The organism is Kribbella sp. NBC_01484, assembly GCF_036227145.1.
In the GTDB taxonomy this organism is placed as follows: domain Bacteria; phylum Actinomycetota; class Actinomycetes; order Propionibacteriales; family Kribbellaceae; genus Kribbella.
Genome location: NZ_CP109437.1, coordinates 5,715,555 through 5,732,145 on the forward strand (window position 1 = coordinate 5,715,555; position 16,591 = coordinate 5,732,145).

13 protein-coding genes are annotated in these 16,591 nt (G+C 69.1%); 6 read left to right on the forward strand and 7 right to left on the reverse strand.

What is annotated here, in order from left to right:
* Positions 1-8 precede the first annotated feature (8 nt).
* Positions 9-752, forward strand: coding sequence for a class I SAM-dependent methyltransferase (locus OG555_RS28065; RefSeq protein WP_329475539.1), 744 nt, complete (start codon positions 9-11; stop codon positions 750-752).
* On the opposite strand, the gene panB is transcribed toward OG555_RS28065, so the two are convergent.
* The 4 genes from panB to OG555_RS28085 form a co-directional block, all read right to left on the reverse strand.
* On the reverse strand, positions 749-2,797 hold the full coding sequence (gene panB / locus OG555_RS28070) for a 3-methyl-2-oxobutanoate hydroxymethyltransferase (protein WP_329475540.1): 2,049 nt from the start codon (positions 2,795-2,797) through the stop codon (positions 749-751). The genes OG555_RS28065 and panB overlap by 4 nt on opposite strands.
* Positions 2,798-2,982: 185 nt before the next feature.
* Positions 2,983-4,713 carry an NAD+ synthase gene (locus tag OG555_RS28075; RefSeq protein ID WP_329475541.1) on the reverse strand — a complete coding sequence of 577 codons (1,731 nt, stop codon included), beginning with the start codon at positions 4,711-4,713 and terminating at the stop codon, positions 2,983-2,985.
* 70 nt (positions 4,714-4,783) lie between these two features.
* Entirely contained in the window at positions 4,784-5,305 is a 522-nt protein-coding gene (locus OG555_RS28080; protein ID WP_329475542.1) for an AAA family ATPase, read from the reverse strand.
* A gap of 428 nt (positions 5,306-5,733) precedes the next feature.
* On the reverse strand, positions 5,734-6,906 hold the full coding sequence (locus OG555_RS28085) for an IS110 family transposase (protein ID WP_329484886.1): 1,173 nt from the start codon (positions 6,904-6,906) through the stop codon (positions 5,734-5,736).
* A gap of 544 nt (positions 6,907-7,450) precedes the next feature.
* Between OG555_RS28085 and OG555_RS28090 the strand changes: the two genes are divergently transcribed.
* Complete coding sequence (locus OG555_RS28090) at positions 7,451-8,626, forward strand: DUF418 domain-containing protein (RefSeq protein ID WP_329475543.1); 1,176 nt, start codon at positions 7,451-7,453, stop codon at positions 8,624-8,626.
* On the opposite strand, the gene OG555_RS28095 is transcribed toward OG555_RS28090, so the two are convergent.
* Positions 8,572-9,210, reverse strand: coding sequence for a peptidoglycan recognition protein family protein (locus OG555_RS28095; RefSeq protein WP_329475544.1), 639 nt, complete (start codon positions 9,208-9,210; stop codon positions 8,572-8,574). The two genes, OG555_RS28090 and OG555_RS28095, sit on opposite strands and share 55 nt — an antisense overlap.
* Before the next feature lie 91 nt (positions 9,211-9,301).
* Here OG555_RS28095 and OG555_RS28100 point away from each other — a divergent pair, with 91 nt between their 5' ends.
* A complete protein-coding gene (locus tag OG555_RS28100; protein WP_405065641.1) occupies positions 9,302-9,772 on the forward strand; it encodes a hypothetical protein in 471 nt (156 codons plus the stop codon).
* Complete coding sequence (locus tag OG555_RS28105; RefSeq protein ID WP_329475546.1) at positions 9,769-10,710, forward strand: HTTM domain-containing protein; 942 nt, start codon at positions 9,769-9,771, stop codon at positions 10,708-10,710. Before OG555_RS28100 ends, OG555_RS28105 begins: the two co-directional genes overlap by 4 nt.
* On the opposite strand, the gene OG555_RS28110 is transcribed toward OG555_RS28105, so the two are convergent.
* On the reverse strand, positions 10,642-11,055 hold the full coding sequence (locus tag OG555_RS28110; RefSeq protein WP_329475547.1) for a hypothetical protein: 414 nt from the start codon (positions 11,053-11,055) through the stop codon (positions 10,642-10,644). The two genes, OG555_RS28105 and OG555_RS28110, sit on opposite strands and share 69 nt — an antisense overlap.
* A 109-nt stretch (positions 11,056-11,164) precedes the next feature.
* On the opposite strand from OG555_RS28110, the gene glnA reads away from it, so the two are divergent.
* Positions 11,165-12,505, forward strand: a complete 1,341-nt coding sequence (gene glnA / locus OG555_RS28115; protein ID WP_328522078.1) for a type I glutamate--ammonia ligase — start codon at positions 11,165-11,167, stop codon at positions 12,503-12,505.
* A gap of 354 nt (positions 12,506-12,859) precedes the next feature.
* Here glnA and OG555_RS28120 read toward each other — a convergent pair whose 3' ends face one another.
* On the reverse strand, positions 12,860-13,354 hold the full coding sequence (locus OG555_RS28120; protein WP_329475548.1) for a hypothetical protein: 495 nt from the start codon (positions 13,352-13,354) through the stop codon (positions 12,860-12,862).
* Between the two features lie 190 nt (positions 13,355-13,544).
* Between OG555_RS28120 and OG555_RS28125 the strand changes: the two genes are divergently transcribed.
* The gene (locus OG555_RS28125; RefSeq protein WP_329475549.1) at positions 13,545-16,544 is read left to right on the forward strand and encodes a bifunctional [glutamine synthetase] adenylyltransferase/[glutamine synthetase]-adenylyl-L-tyrosine phosphorylase; all 3,000 of its coding nucleotides are present in this window, start codon (positions 13,545-13,547) and stop codon (positions 16,542-16,544) included.
* Positions 16,545-16,591 lie beyond the last annotated feature (47 nt).

The following is a 16,591-nucleotide window of genomic DNA, read 5'->3' on the forward strand; positions in this document are numbered from 1 at the left end:
AGATCGGCATGCGCTATTACCAAGCTGAGCATGAGTCCGCCTACCGGAAGATCGAAGAGCTCGGGTACACCCAGTGGAACGACCTGTTCGACCAGAGCGGCGCCTGGACCTATGACAACTTCCAGAACCGCGCGTTCCTCGAGCGGATCATTCCCCGCCTCGATCTTCCGGCAGCGACTGCGACCAGTGTGCTCGAGTACGGCTGTGGCACCGGTCCCGCGGCCTGCTACCTCGCCGCTCGTGGCTTCCAAGTGGACGCGATGGATCTCATCCCCGACGCGATCACGCTCGCGCGACGGATGGCCGAGGAGCGGGGCGTGCAGGTCGACTTCAGCGTGGCGGACATCTGTGCCCTCGCATCCGAACCGGTGACAAGCCGCTACGACCTCGTCCTCGACAGCTTCTGCCTGCAATCCATCGTCATTGACGAAGATCGCGCCGCTGTCTTCGAGGCCGTCCGCGCACGCCTGAAGCCGAGCGGCTACTACATCATCTCGACGGCACTGCATGCGCCGGGACGCCAGGCTGAGCCTGGCTTCAGCTACGACGCATCTACCGGCATGTACTACCGCGAGGTCCCAGCCGGCACGGTTGCCGATCAGGTCGTCGAGATCGACGGCCGCTGGCATATCCCCCACCGAAGACACCTGACGGCCGACGCACTCCGCGCCGAGCTCACATCGGCAGGCTTCGACGTGCTCAGCCTGCAGACCTCGGACGCCGCCGACGTCGTCGTCTGCCGCCTGGGCTAGAAGGTGTGTTCGTCGGCGGGGAAGGTGCCGGAGGCTACTTCGGCGGCGTAGGTGGTGGCTGCGGAGGTGAGGATGCCGCGTAAGTCGGCGTACCGCTTGACGAAGCGGGGCATCGTGCCTGAGCGGAGACCGGCCATGTCCTGCCAGACCAGGACCTGGGCGTCCGTGTCGCGGCCGGCGCCGATGCCGATGGTCGGGATCGAGACGCGCTTGGTGATCTCCGCGGCGACGTCGCCCGGCACCATCTCCAGTACGACGGAGAACGCGCCCGCCTCGGCCAGCGCGACCGCGTCGTCGATCAGCCCGGCCGCCTGGTCGCCACGACCCTGGACCCGGTAGCCGCCGATGCTGTGCTCGCTCTGCGGCGTGAAGCCGATGTGCGCCATCACGGGGATGCCGGACTGCGTCAGCTTCTCCACCATCGGCACTATGTTCCGGCCGCCTTCGAGCTTCACCGCATGTACGCCGGCTTCCTTCATGAACCGGACGGCGGTGTGGAAGGCCTGCTCGGGTGACGCCTGGTACGAACCGAACGGCAGGTCGGCGACGACGAGCGCCCGCTCGACCGCACCCGCGACAGCCCGCGCCAGCGGGATCAGCTCATCGACGGTGACGCGCAGAGTGGTGTCGTACCCGAACACGTTGTTAGCGGCGGAGTCACCGACCAGCAGCACCGGAATGCCTGCCTGGTCGAAGATCTCGGCGGTGTACTGGTCGTACGCCGTCAACATGGCCCACTTCTCGCCATGGTTCTTCATGTCGCGCAGGTGGTGGACGCGGTAGCGCCGCGGCCGCTTGCTGCCCTCACCCGGACCATTGCCACCGGCCGGCTTGTTCTCCGCCGATGAGGGGGAACCGCCGGGCGCGGGCGAACCGCCGAGCTCGGACGGCGCATTGCTCGCCGTCGCCTGGGCCCGGCGTGCCGCGCGGTGTGATGCGCCGGGCTCGTTCGCGACCTGGCTCGGAGCGTCCTGCTGGACGTCCGCACGCCGCCGAGCGCCGAGCCGCTTGGGCTCCTCGCTGACCGGCGTGTTGCTCTCGTACTCCGCGCTCGGATCCGACAGGTAGCCGTTGTCCTGCTTCTGTCCCGGCTCCTGCTGGTAGGACTCGATCGCCTCCGGCACGTACGCCGTGATCGTCGGAGTGTCCACCGGGTAGTTCGGCGGGGGAGTGGCGGGCGCGGCAGGTCGCGGTTGCTGCGGCTGCGGCGGCTGCGGCGCTTGGTTCTGAGCTGGAGCAGGTGGTGGTGTCTGCGGCTGCGGCGCCGGGTTCGACGGCTGCTGCGGGGTCACCCCGTTGTTGCTCGGCCCATTGGCGTGTCCGTTGCTCTGGGCAGGGGTCTGTGGCGGAGCAGGACTCGGCGTCGGGGCCGGACTGCTCCAGTTGGTGCTGCCGTTCGAGCTGTGCGGTGCGGCGGGCCGCTGCGTCACGCCATTGCTCGACTGCGGCGGTGCCGGCGGGCGCTGCTGCGCCGGCGGTCCGGCCGGCGGCTGCGGCTGGCGGCTCGGCGATGTGCCGTTGCTGCCCGGTCCGAACGGACTCGGGCGGCCCTGTGATGGCGGCGGCGTCGGCTGGGCCGGCGTTTGCTGCGGCCGGAACGGGTTCTGCTCCGGGTACGCCGGCTGTCCGTACGTCGGCTCGTCAGCAGCCGACTGCTCACGCTCGGCGTAGTACTCCGGCCGGTGCGGCTGGTCGGCCTGCGGTCGGCTCTGCGGCTGATCGCCGTACGGCCGACTCGGCGGGTGGTCGCCGTACTGCCGCTGCTGGGGTTGCTGCGACGGTGGTGGCGGTGCGGCGGGCAGGTACGGCGGCTTGGGGACGTACGGCTGCTGCGGCACCGGGCCGCGCTCGTACGACCGTGGCGCGTTCGGCAGGGACGGTGACGGGTCGAGGCCGAGCCCGTTGGGCCGGTCCCGCCAGGTGTCGTTGTCGTAGTCCGAGCGGCGGTGCTCCTCGGTTGTCCGGTTCTTCGGTCCGGTCCCGTACGGCGACGGCAGCTCCTCGTCGTCACCCGGGGTACCGGCCGACAGGAAGTTGTCAACCATGCCTTCATCGTCCCACCGTTGCGGAGGGTGAGCGCCACCGCCTGTGGGTGAGCGATCGCTCACATCGGTGAATTCCCTCCCCGCCCGACCGCCGCGGTCGTCAGCGGGCAGGCCGGAACGGCCGGTGGGCTCCTCAGGGGTGCCCCACGGGGTGTCGGTGGATGGGCGGTACCGCCAGGAGTCGCTCAGTGCTCGGCTGCCTTCCTTGCGTCCTCACGCCATGCGTTCGTGATCGGCAGTCGCCGGTCCCGGCCGAAAGCCTTGTGGGTGATCTTCGGGCCCGGTGGATACTGCCGGCGCTTGTACTCCGCCCGGTCGACCAGCTGGATCACCTTCGTGACCAGCTCGGTGTCGAACCCGGCGGCGACCAGCTCGGCACTGCCACGGTCCTGCTCGACGTAGTCGTCCAGCATGTCGTCGAGCAGATCGTACGGCGGCAGTGAGTCGGTGTCCTGCTGTCCCGGGCGCAACTCGGCCGACGGCGGCTTGGCGATCGAGTTCGCCGGGATCGGCGGCTGCTGGCCGCGGTCTATCGCGTCTTGGTTCCGCCACTTCGCCAGCCGCCAGACCAGCGTCTTCGGGACGTCCTTGAGCGGTGCGTAACCGCCGACCGCGTCGCCGTAGATGGTCGAGTAGCCGACGGACAGCTCGGATTTGTTGCCGCAGGCAAGCACAAGGTGGCCGTCGGCGTTCGACAGGCCCATCCAGACGACCGCCCGGACCCGGGCCTGCAGGTTCTCCTCGGCCAGGCCGGTCAGGCCCAGCGTGTCGAGGAACGGCTGCACCATCGGCTGGATCGGTACGACGCGGTAGTTCAAGCCGGTGCGGGCCGCGAGGTCGGCGGCATCGTCCTTGGAGTGGTCACTGGAGTAGACGCTCGGGTTGGAGATGCCGAACACGTGCTCGGGGCCGATCGCATCACACGCGATCGCCGCGACCAGCGACGAGTCGATGCCGCCCGAGAGGCCGAGCAGGACGGACTTGAAGCCGTTCTTCTGGACGTAGTCGCGCAGGCCGGTGACGATCGCGCCGTACATCTCGGCCTCGTCGGACAGCCGCGGCGCGACGGCCGAGTCCATCGGCTCGTACGGCTCGAGGGCGTCCTCGTGGAGGACGGTGTGGACGATCTCGATGCCTTCGTGCGTGCCGGACGGCGTACCTGATGCGGCCGGGAGATCGAGGTCGACGACCATGCTGCCCTGCTCGAACTGCGGGGCGCGGGCGAAGACGCTGCCCTCGGCGTCGGCGATCAGCGAGTCGCCGTCGAAGACCAGCTCGTCCTGGCCGCCGACCAGGTTGACATAGGCGAGCGAGCAGCCGGCCTCGCGGGCGCGGCGGCGGACCAGGTCACCGCGGACGTCGTCCTTGTTCGCCTCGTACGGCGAGCTGTTGACGACGAGCAGCAGACCGGCGCCGGCGGCCTTGGTCACGGCGACCGGGCCGCCGTCCTGCCAGAGGTCCTCGCAGATGACCAGGGCGACGTCGATGCCGTGGATCCGGATCACCTGCAGGGTGTTGCCGGGGACGAAGTGCCGGAACTCGTCGAAGACGCCGTAGTTCGGCAGGTGGTGCTTGACCGCGCTGGTCACGACCCGGCCCTGGTGGATCACCGCGGCCGAGTTCGTCGGCGAGCCCTTGGGGCGGCCGAGCCGGTCGATGCCCATCGCCGTACCGCCGGCGCGGTCGAGGTAGCCGCAGACCACCACGATGTCGCCGAGCCCTTCGTCGGCCAGCCGCTGGGCGAGGTCGTGGATCCGCGCCTGCGACGCGTCCACGAACGACGCCCGCAGCGCCAGGTCCTCCACCGGGTAGCCGGTCAGCCCGAGCTCCGGGAAGGCCACGACGTGGGCACCGCGCTCGACAGCGTTACGGGTCCACGCGACGATCTTGTCCGCGTTCCCGTCAATGTCACCCACGGTCACATTGAGCTGAGCAAGAGCTACCCGAAGCTGAGGCACGGGAGCACATTACTGGTTCCCCCGGCTCTTACCCACGTGAGATGTACTTGCGGACGAGTCGCAGGTTCCCGTCGACCGGATCCAGCGCGTCCACGGTCAGGTGTTCATGGGTCAGGACCGGGAACTCCACGCGCATCCGCTCAACGTGATCCCAGCCGACCTCGTGCCATCCGGGGATGCCCCGCGTGCGGCCCTGCAGCCGCCGTCGATGCTCCACCTCGTCAGTACAAAGGCACATGATCACGTCGAGCCGAGCGTCGTACTCCGCCGCCGTCTTCTGCCAGCGCTCCGCGACCAGATCGTCGATGAGACCGTCCACGATCGCGGACTGTCCGAGCATCAGTTGTCGTTTGATCAACGTCTCCAGGAGGTCGTAGTACATCGCGAGGAAGGTCGGCCGGCTGAGCCCGGTCAGCACGCCGTGCGGCTTGAGCGCTCCCAGCAACCAGTCGCCGGCGAACGCGGGAACGCCGGTCTCGGTAGCGAGGGCCTCGGCCAGGGTCGACTTTCCGGTGCCGGGCAACCCGGTGAACGCGATGACGCTTCCCATGCCGACGAATCTAGCGACGCACCTGAAGGTCGCCTCTGTCGTCGTCCCTGGTTCCTCTGGACCGGGGAGGCTTTCCCTCCCGAATCAGGTCCCGAATCGGGCAGAAATTCTCCCCCACTCCGCTCGCCGGTCACGGGGCGACTTTGTGCACCAGATGCGTACGCCGAGGCAGTCGCCGTGCGGATCTCGTGCACAAAGTGACCGATCGCGATGGTGTGGGCGGCGGCGCTGCGGGATGTCGGCGTGGCCGGTGCAGTGGTCGGCGCGGTCCGGTGGATTGCCCAACGGTTATGGGGCTCTCCTGCTGGATGCGTGGGCGAAGTGCACATCGTCCAGGCAGGCATCAGATCCTGAGGTACGCAACGCGTTCCGGTCGTGGGCGGGTCGGCGGGTGTGCAAGGTCGACAGACATCCCAGGAGTTTGGGTGTCAAGCTGCGAGGGTTTGGGTGGGGTGGGTCCAGGCGGTTGTTTCGTTGTAGTGGGTGTTGGTTTTGAGGCAGCCGTGGAGGATGCCGACGAGTCGGTTGGCGAGTTGGCGTAGGGCGGGGTTGTGGTCGGCTCCGCGGGCTCGTTGTTTGTCGTAGTAGGCGCGGGCTCCGGGCGAGGCGTTGAGTGCGGCGAAGGCTTGGCTCATGAGGGCGTCGATGAGCCGGTCGTTGTGGACGTGGCGGGCCAGGGCGACTTTCTTCTTGCCCGAGGCGCGGGTGATCGGGCTGGTCGCGGCGTAGTTCTTGCGGGCTTTGGCCGATGCGTAGCGGTCGGGGTCGTCGCCGAATTCTGCGAGCACCCGGGCGCCGAGGATCGGTCCCAGCCCGGGCTGGGACAAGATGATCTCAGCGGCCGGGTGCCGGCCAAAATGGGCCTCCACCTGCCCTTGCAGGCCGGTGACCTGCTCGTTGAGGACGGCCAGGACCGCGACCAGTGCGCGGGTCGAGGCGGCGTAGGCGGCGGTGACCACGGCGGGCTGGCCGAGGTGCTCGGCGCGCAGCGCCGCCTGGATCGCCGCGGCCTTGTCGGCGATGCTGCGGCGACGGGCCCGTTTCAGCGCCGCGGTGATCTGGGCGGTGGTCAGCCGGGCCGCCGCGGCCGGGTCGGGGGCCTTGGTCAGCAGCTCGAGGGTGTCGGCGGCGTCCAGGTCCTCGAAGGCTTCCAGCGCGGCCGGGAAGTACTCGCGCAGCGCGTGCCGCAACCGCTGCGTGGTCCGGGTCCGTTCCCAGATCAGGGTCTTGTGCATCCGGGTGACGACCTTGATCGCCTCGGCCTCGGCGCTGTCACCGGCCACCGGGCGCAGCTGGTGGGAGTCGGTGCGGACCATGTCGGCCAGCACATGCGCGTCGGCCGCGTCGCTCTTGGCACCCGACACCGCGTGCCGTTTGCGGTACTGCGAGGCCTGCAACGGGTTCACCGCGAACACCAGGTACCCCGCGGCCACCAGCGCGGCCACCCACGGGCCCCGATCGGTCTCGATCCCGACCACCACCTCGACCTCGTCAGGATCAGCCGCACCGAACTGCTCGGCCACCAGCGCATGCAACCGCGCCATCCCCGCCACCCCCTCGGGCAACCGCGCCTTGGCCAGCACCCGCCCCGCCGGGTCCATCACCTCCACATCGTGATGCGCCTCGGCCCAGTCATCTCCCACAAAGAACCTCAACACCGATCTCCCACACTCTCGACGCCATCCACACCACCAGCAAGCCGGTCGGGAGAACCATCAGCGACCTAATGAAGCAGTGCTCACGCCCCCCAACCACACCAAGGGCCGGGCACGACATCCCATCAGCGATCAAATCTCCCGGTCACCGGCAGGGGCACGATCTGTCGACAGGACTCAAACGGTCCAGGAGGTACAAGTGCTCACCCACCGGCGGCTTACCAGCCCCGAGTCTGCCCGACGGCGACCCGGTAACTCTCATTAGGAGGTATCCGCCCCGGGCCGCCCGGGCCAAGCGTGCATCCCTTGCCCGACCACCACCCCCGGACCGACACGTCCTGTCGAGCTTGCACATCAGCCGACCTCGCTCACTTCGCCCACACATCCAGCAGAAGAGCCGGTTAATGACGCGGCACTGGCGACCAAGGTTCGCCGCCCGGGGACTTTCGGCGGATGCGAGAGCGGGGCCGCGCGGCTTTGACTCGCTGGTATGAGCGTTCAGGGTGGACCGACCGGGTTGAGTGAGCGGGCGTTGGGGCCGGACTTGGCTCGGGGGTTCATGTTGTTGTTCATTGCGTTGGCCAACTCGCATTACTTCATCTACGGCGAGCGCGTGTTCGGGGGGTTTCCGGTCGAGGCCGGGGTCGTGGGGATGGGGATCTCGACGTTCGTGGATGGGCGGGCGTTTCCGATGTTCGGGGTGTTGTTCGGGTACGGCGTGGCGCAGATCGTGCGGCGGCAGCGGGATGCGGGGACCGAGTGGTGGGGGATCCGCAAGCTGCTGTGGCGGCGGAGTCTGGTGTTGGTGGTGCTCGGGTTCCTGCACGCGATGCTGCTCTACATCGGCGACATCCTCGCGGCGTACGGCGTACTCCTCTTCGTCGGCGTCTGGGCGCTGCGCTGGAAGGACCGCTGGCTGTTCATCGTGGCCGCATTCGTGCTCGTGCTCACCGCGCTCCCGACTGACGACTCGATGGCGACCGCCTCCGACGCGGCGGATCCCTCGATGCTGCCGCCGGACTTCCTCGGCCAGTTCGGCGACCGGATCGTCGTGCAGCCGTTCATCGCCGGGCTCGGATGGATCGGGTTCGTCACCCCGTTCCTGATCGGGCTCTGGGCCGGCCGGCGGCGCATCCTCGAGCGTCCCGCCGAGCACCTCACCCTGCTGACCACGACCGCGGTCGTCGGCCTCACCATCGCGGTGGCCGGCGCCCTGCCGGTGTCGCTGGTCGTCGGTGGAGTGATCGACCAGCCGAGCGACCACGCGCTGAGTATTCTCGGTCCGCTGCACGACGCGTCCGGTGTCTTCGGCGGTTTCGGGTACGCCGCCTTGATCGTCCTGATCGCGCTGCGGCTGAACGATCGCCAAGGTCCGATCACCCTGGCGATCGCCGCGGTCGGCCAGCGTTCGCTGACCTGTTATCTGTCCCAGTCCGTGGTGTGGGCTGTCGTCTTCACGCCGTACCTGCTCGACCTGTCGCGCACGCTCACCCCAACCACGACGGCATTGCTCGCCGTCGCGACCTGGCTGGCGACCGTGGTGATGGCCGACCGGATGCGACGTGTCGGCTATCGCGGACCGTTCGAGCTCCTGATCCGTCGCATCACTTATCAGCCGAGGACGACCGCAGCCACCCGGTCGCGCAGCTCGGGCAGCCTGGCGTAGAAGACGTCACCGGGGCACTGCGTCGTGTTGTAGTCCCGGTGCCCGACGATCGCCGCGTGCGGATCGAGGCCGTACTTCGTGCACAGCCAGGCGCACGTCAGCACCGACATGTCGAACAGCGCGGTCGGCACGTTCTCGGTGACATAGATGCCCTCATGCTCGATACCGATCGTGTGGCTGTTGTTGTTCGCCGTCTGGGCGCCGAGCACGTTCTGCCCGTTGTTGATCGAGGACAGCGACTTGCTCCGGCCCTCCATCAGGAACCCGCCGCGGCTGATCGTCAGCTGGTTGCCGATGTCGATCCAGCCGTTGGTGTCCATGTGCAGGTCCTGGATCCAGTGCTGGACCTTGTACGCCGCCGCCAGCGAGTAGTCGGTGACGTTCGGGCTCGCGGTGTGGTGGATGACGATGTGGTCGGGCGCGCCGATCACGGAGGTGGCGGACTTGGGCGGACGCGCGGACCATTCCGTGCGCGTGTAGCAGCGTGGCGCGGGGGCCGCCTGGGCTGCTGTGGTCGGGAGGGCGACGCCGCCGATCAGTACGCCGCCGGCGGCAGCGCCGCGCAGCAGAGTACGCCGGGACATCCGGGCACGTTGGAAATTTTCTGGGGCGGTCATACTTCAGAAAATTCCCTACCAGTGACCCCTCGAAACCGGGGATGGTCTAATGACGGGCGTGACAGAAGGTGTACGGGCGGGGGACGTCCGGCTGGGCCGGATCGGCAAGGGCGTACGGGTGGCAGTCGCCCTGGCCGGGATCGGCCTGCTGATCAACGGTTCGGTGCGGGCCTCCGACGACGCCTGGCCGTTCGGCCCGATGTCGCAGTACGCCGGATCGGTCGCCGACGACGCCGCGATCACGTTCACCCGGATCAGCGCGCTCACCGATGCCGGTACGACGGTCGATGTACCGCTGAACATCGAGGGCGCCGGCGTCGCCCGGGCCGAGATCGAGGCCCGGACCGGCGAGATCGTCAAGGACCCCTCGCTGCTGCAGCAGGTCGCGGACGGGTGGGCGCGCAAGCATCCGGACAAGCCGAAGTACGTGAAGCTCGAACTGATCCGGGACACCACCCAGTTGGTCAAGGGCCGGGTCGAGGGCCCGCCGACCTCCGAGGTCCTCGCCACCTGGGAGGTGCGCAAGTGAGCACCTCCGAGACCGCCGGGCGGACCACGGCCGGCCGGGTCGCCGACTGGTTCACGCCGAAGATCGCCCTCGCCCGGGTCGCGTGGCTGCGGACGGTCTTCTATCTGTTCGTCATCCTCGACATGCACGCGTTCGTCCGCGACACCCGCGACAAGGGCGAGCATCCCGGCCTGTACCAGCCGTTGCTGCTCGCGCGCATGCTCGATCTGCCCAAGCCGTCGGTCGCCAACACGACCGCCCTGTACGTCGTCCTGATCGTGGCCTGCCTGGTCGGCGCGACCAACTACTTCCCGCGGATCGCGGGCTGGATCGTGGCGCCCGCGTTCACGTGGTGGGTGTTGATCGGGATGAGCGACGGCAAGGTCGACCACGACCACCTTGCCTTGGTGGTCGCCCTCTGGGTCCTCCCGACCGTGAAGGCCGGCCGCCGCGGCCGAGCGTCGTACGGCGATCAGACCAGATCCGAGGCCGCCGGCTGGGCGATCAAGTGCGTCCAGATCTCGGTGATCGCGACCTACTTCCTGTCCTCGATCGCCAAGCTCCGTGGTGCCGGGTGGACGCTCGCGTGGCCGAACAGCGCGATCCTGACCTGGGCGATCGTACGGCGGCCGCACCCGGTCGGGGAGTGGTTGCTGCATCACCCATGGATGCTGCACGTGATGCAGTGGGTCGGCATCATCGCGGAGTTCCTCTCGCCGGTGATCCTGTTCCTGAAGGGCCGGTGGCAGTTGCTCGGGGCCCTGTTCTTCCTCGGGTTCCACGCGGCGAACACGGCGATCCTGCTGATCCACTTCCTGCCGACCGTGGTCTGCTGGCTCGCGTTCGCGCCGCTCGAGCGGGTGGTGCCGTGGTTCCAGCGGCGGCGGGCGTCAGAAGGCGGAGAGCCCGAAGACCAGGCCGAAGAGAGCCGGGAGGCCAAGGAGCAGGCCGGCGCGTAGCCGGAACCGGCGGCCGCCGGGACCCGGTGTCCGGACGACCCGGGACAGCACGGCCCCGGCGTACCCGAAGACCAGTGCGGCGAGCAGGATCTGCTTGGTCGGCAGGTTGTCGGCCTCGTGGTGGGTCAGCCCGAGCGTGACCAGGCCGGGGCAGCAGAACGCGAACATGCCGAACCCGAGCTCCGGGACCGGCAGCCAGCGCCGGCCGAGGACGTCGCGCTCGGCGGGCCGCTTCTTCCGGATCGACTGGACGAATCGGGCCGTGCTGAGCAGCAGGTCACTCAGGCACAGCAGTGCGGCCACGATCAGCGCCACCTGGTACCCGGCGCCGAAGATCGTCTGCACAAGGGAACACGCTAGGCCCTGACGGGGTGGATGTCGCCCGCAGCACGTAACGTCTGCTTAACAGAGCCGGGGCACACTGTGTGCGGGCTTCACATCTGGAGGTGGACTGATGGACAAGCAGCAGGAGTTCGTGCTGCGCGCGCTGGAGGAGCGCGACGTACGCTTCGTGCGGCTCTGGTTCACCGACGTGCTCGGGTTCCTGAAGTCGGTGGCGGTGGCGCCGGCCGAGCTGGAGGGCGCGTTCGCCGAAGGGATCGGCTTCGACGGATCCGCGATCGAAGGGTTCGCCCGGGTGACCGAGGCGGACATGCTGGCCAAGCCGGACCCGTCGACGTTCCAGATCCTGCCCTGGCGGGGCGAGACGATGGGCACCGCGCGGATGTTCTGCGACATCAACATGCCGGACGGGTCCGCGTCGTTCGCCGACCCGCGGCACGTGCTGAAGCGGACGTTGTCGAAGGCGGCCGACCTCGGGTTCACCTTCTACACGCACCCCGAGATCGAGTTCTACCTGTTCAAGTCGCTCGTCGGCGCGCCCGGGACGACGCCGGAGCCGGTCGACTCGTCCGGGTACTTCGACCACACGCCGCAGGGGATCGGGAACGACTTCCGCCGTGAGGCGATCACGATGCTCGAGTCGATGGGCATCTCGGTCGAGTTCAGTCACCACGAGGGCGGGCCGGGTCAGCAGGAGATCGACCTGCGGTACGCCGACGCACTGTCGACCGCGGACAACATCATGACGTTCCGGGTGGTGGTGAAGGAGGTCGCGCTGTCGCAGGGCATCTACGCGTCCTTCATGCCGAAGCCGCTGAGCGACCAGCCCGGGTCCGGCATGCACACCCACATGTCGCTGTTCGAGGGTGACCGGAATGCGTTCTTCGAGGGCGGCGCGCAGTACCAGCTGTCCAAGACCGGGCGTGCGTTCATCGCCGGCCTGCTGCACCACGCGGCCGAGATCACCGCGGTGACGAACCAGTGGGTGAACTCGTACAAGCGGCTCGCGGTCGGTGACGAGGCGCCGTCGTTCATCTCCTGGGGGCACAACAACCGGTCCGCGCTGGTCCGGGTGCCGATGTACAAGCCGCACAAAGGCCAGTCGAGCCGGGTCGAGTTCCGCTCGCTCGACTCCGCGGCGAACCCGTACCTCGCCTTCGCGCTGATGCTGGCGGCCGGGCTCAAGGGCATCGAGGAGGGGTACGAGCTGCCGCGTGAGGCCGAGGACGACGTCTGGTCGCTGACCGCCCGCGAACGCAAGGCCCTCGGCATCAAACCGCTCCCGAGCAGTCTCGCCGAAGCCATCCAGGCGATGGAGGACAGCGAACTGGTCGCCGAAACCCTCGGCGAGCACGTCTTCGACTTCTTCCTCCGCAACAAGCGCGCCGAATGGCAGGACTACCGCCGCCAGGTCACCCCCTTCGAGCTGAACAAGCTGCTCCCTGTCCTCTAGAGCTGGTGCCGCGTCAAGCAAGGTGGGGAAGATGATCCGGAGTGACCACCTCCCCGAAGCCGGCCCCGGCGGCACGTGCGGGGTTCACCCCTGATCTGATCCCTTCACACCTGTATGCGGTGGGGTGAAGGGTGCAGCTGCGAGGTTCTCCCCTGATGTTGTCCCGTGCGGAAGCCAGCTGAACGCGTACGACGCCAGCGAAATGCCGGTCCACGTGGGCGCGACAGGCAAGTTCGCGGTGCTGAACCAGTTCGCCGACTGATCAGCCCACCAGGATCTCGATGATCCGCACGGGCTGCCGGGGCGAGGCCGCGATCCGGTAGCCCATTGCCGACGACCTGCAACGGCGGGCGGTCAGACGTTGGCGGGCTGCGGTGGTGCGTCGTCCGAGGCGTGTTGCGAGGTCCACCGGGATGCGGCCGTGGAGTGCCGGTACGGCGGCTCGCCCGCAGACGGCTGTGTGAGGGTCTGGATCGGCGGCTCTTCCACGGCCGGGATGATCGGCGTGCCGTCGGGGGCCAGGGCGTGCACTTCCTCGACCGTGAGCAGGCCGACCGGGCGAACTCCCTCCGTGATCACCACCAGGCAGCCGGGAATCACCTGCTGGGCCCGATTTCCCTTGGCCGGCACGAGAATGCCCTCGGCTTGCGTCCGCCAGGCGCCCGGCGCGAACCGGCGCAGCGCGATCCCTGCCTGACCGTCCTCGGCCGCCCGCGGTGGCAGGTACGCGGTGGCTGTGTAGTCGTAGTCGTAATCCGGCTCAGGCGGCCCGGACACTCGGCCGCCCTGCTGGGGCGTCAACCAGACCACCGTGCCCCGAACAGCGAGCGACCCCGTCATCATGACCATGAGAAGCCATCATGCCGACTACAGCCCGAATATGCCAGGCAACTCCGTGTGTTGATCGCAATCCCCTCGCAATCAGGTCGCGCGCTCATCGAGATTGTGTCACGCGGGAGCCCGCGCGGCAGATGTGAGGGGCCTGGTAGAGCTGACGCCCGGGGGTTGGCGGGTGGGTGCGCTTGGGTAGCCTGCAGAGGTGGCTGAGGCTCGGAGGGGTTCGTGGGAAGGACGGCTGGCCCGGCTGGGCTTCGGGGATCCGCACCGGGCCGGGGTGATGCTGGAGCAACTGGACGCGCTGGACACCCGTAGCCCGATGGCCACCGAGCAGCTGATCACCACTCTCTCGGAGTCGGCGGATCCGGACCTCGCGCTGCACGGGCTGTGCGGCATGGTCGAGGCGCTGCAGCGGCATCAGTACGACGTCGCCGCCTTCACGCGCACGCTCGAGATGGACGACGGCTTCCGGCGTCGGCTGGTGTACGTCCTGGGCGCGAGCGAGGCTCTCGGGCGGCATCTCGGCGTACATCCGCGGCACTGGTACGACCTGGCCGATCCCGCGCTGGCCGGCGCGCGCCCGTCGGTCGAGGACGTCGCGGCCAAGCTTGCGACCGCTGTCGACGCCGACAACCCGGTCGATGCCTTGCGCATCGAGTATCGGCGGTTGCTGCTGAGGTTGGCCGCACGTGACCTCGCCGAGGGTCTGCTGGTCGACGAGGTGGCCGCCGTACTGGCCGACCTGGCCGGGGGAGCGCTCGAGACCGCCCTGCACATCGCCCGCAACGAGTACTTCGCCGCGCACCCCGGCGCGGCCGACTGCCGGCTCGCGATCATTGCCATGGGCAAGTGTGGCGGCCGCGAACTCAACTACGTCAGTGACGTCGACGTCCTGTTCGTCGCCGAGCCGCTCGACGGTGAGCCGGAGGCGCCCGCGCTGAAGACCGCGACCCAGTTGGCCGCCGCCGCGATGCGGATCTGCTCGGCCCACACCGGCGAGGGCACGCTCTGGCCGGTCGACGCCGCGCTGCGCCCGGAAGGCAAGGCCGGCCCGCTCGTTCGCACCCTCGACAGCCACCTCGCGTACTACCAGCGCTGGGCCAAGACCTGGGAGTTCCAGGCCCTGCTCAAAGCTCGTCCGGTCGCGGGCGACGCCAAGCTCGGTCAGCAGTACGCCGAGAAGACCGCGAAGCTGGTGTGGTCGGCGGCCGATCGCGAGGGGTTCGTCGACGACGTCCAGGCGATGCGGCGTCGGGTCGTCGACCACCTCCCCGCGGCCGACGTCGATCGCCAGCTCAAGCTCGGCCCCGGCGGTCTGCGAGACGTGGAGTTCGCCGTACAACTCCTGCAGCTCGTCCACGGCCGTAGCGACGACGCGGTCCGCAGCGGTACGACGCTCGTCGCGCTGGAGGCGCTCACCAAGACCGGGTACGTCGGCCGCACGGACGGCGCCGTCCTCGCCGACGCGTATCGCTTCCTCCGGTCGATGGAGCATCGCATCCAGCTGTACCGGTTGCGTCGTACACATCAGGTGCCGGACGACGAAGCCGACCTGCGGCGGCTCGGCCGTTCGCTCGGCTTCACGAAGAACCCGGTCGGCGATCTGACCGCCGCCTGGAAGAAGCACGCGCTCGAGGTACGACGGCTGCACGAGAAGCTGTTCTACCGGCCCCTGCTCGCGGCCGTCGCCCGGATCCCCGGCGGCGAGGTGCGGTTGACCCCGGAGGCCGCCAAGCAGCGCCTGACCGCGCTCGGGTACGCCGACCCCGCCTCGGCGCTGCGGCACATCGAGGCCCTGTCCGAGGGTGTGTCGAGGCGATCGTCGATCCAGAAGGCGTTGCTGCCCGCGATGCTCGGGTGGTTCGCGGAGTCGCCGGATCCCGACGCGGGGCTGCTTGCGTTCCGGACCATCTCCGACGCGCTCGGGTCCACGCCGTGGTACCTACGCCAGCTTCGCGACGAGGGCGCGTCGGCCGAGCGGCTCGCCCACCTGCTCGCGAGCGGCCGGTATGCCGTGGACCTGTTGCAGCGCGCGCCCGAAGCGACCGCGATGCTCGCCGACGAACGCGAACTCGTGCCACGGACGCAGGAAGCCCTGCTGAGCGAGATGTCCGCCGCCGCCCGCCGGCAGGACGAGCCCGAGGCCGCGGTGGCCGCGATCCGGGCGGTCCGGCGGCGCGAGCTGTTCCGGGTGGCCGCGGCGGATCTGTCCGGGCTGCTCGACATCGAGGCGGTCGGGGAGGCGCTGACCGTGATCTCGGTCGGGACGCTGACCACCGCCCTGGACGTCGCGCGGCGGGCTGTCGCACAGCGCATGATTGCAGAGGGTGAGCCCGAGCCGACCCGGATGGCGATCGTCGCGATGGGCCGGTTCGGCGGGCACGAGCTCGGGTACGGCAGCGACGCGGACGTGATGTTCGTCCACGACCCGAAGCCGGGTGCGGACGAGAAGGCGGCGACCGACTTCGCCACCCAGGCGGCGACGGAGTTCCGCCGGTTGCTGGCCTTGCCGGGCGCGGACCCGGCCGTCGCGGTCGATGCCGATCTGCGTCCCGAGGGCCGGCAGGGCGCGTTGGTCCGGACGTTGGCGTCGTACGCGTCCTACTACGCGCGCTGGTCCGCGGTGTGGGAGGCGCAGGCGTTGCTGCGCGCCGATCCGCTGTGTGGTGACGCCGATCTGTGCCAGTCGTTCCGGGAGCTGATCGACCCGCTGCGCTATCCGGCGAACGGGGTCAGTGAGCGCGACGTGATGGAGATCCGCCGCATCAAGGCGCGCGTGGACGCCGAACGTCTGCCGCGCGGCGCGGACCCGAGCACCCACACCAAGCTCGGTCGCGGCGGTCTCGCCGACATCGAATGGACGGTCCAGCTCCTCCAGCTCCGCGAGGCGCACCGGATCCCCGGCCTTCGGACGACGCGCACGCTCGGTGCACTGGACGCGGCCGTCGAGGCCGGCCTGGTGGAACCGGCCGAGGCGAACACGCTGCGGGCCGCGTGGACGATGGCCTCTCGCATCCGCAACGCGATCATGCTGGTCCGCGCGCGCCCCAGCGACTCCCTTCCGCGCGACCCCCGCGACCTGGCCGCGGTCGCCCAGATCTGCGGCTACCCACCCGGCGAATCCAGCCGTTTCTCCGACGACTACCTCCGCCTGACCCGCCACGCCCACAACACCGTCGCCCGCCTCTTCTGGGACGACTGAGTGGTACCGAGGAACGGGTAGTGGTCGACCCCACCCGCCCCAAGCCC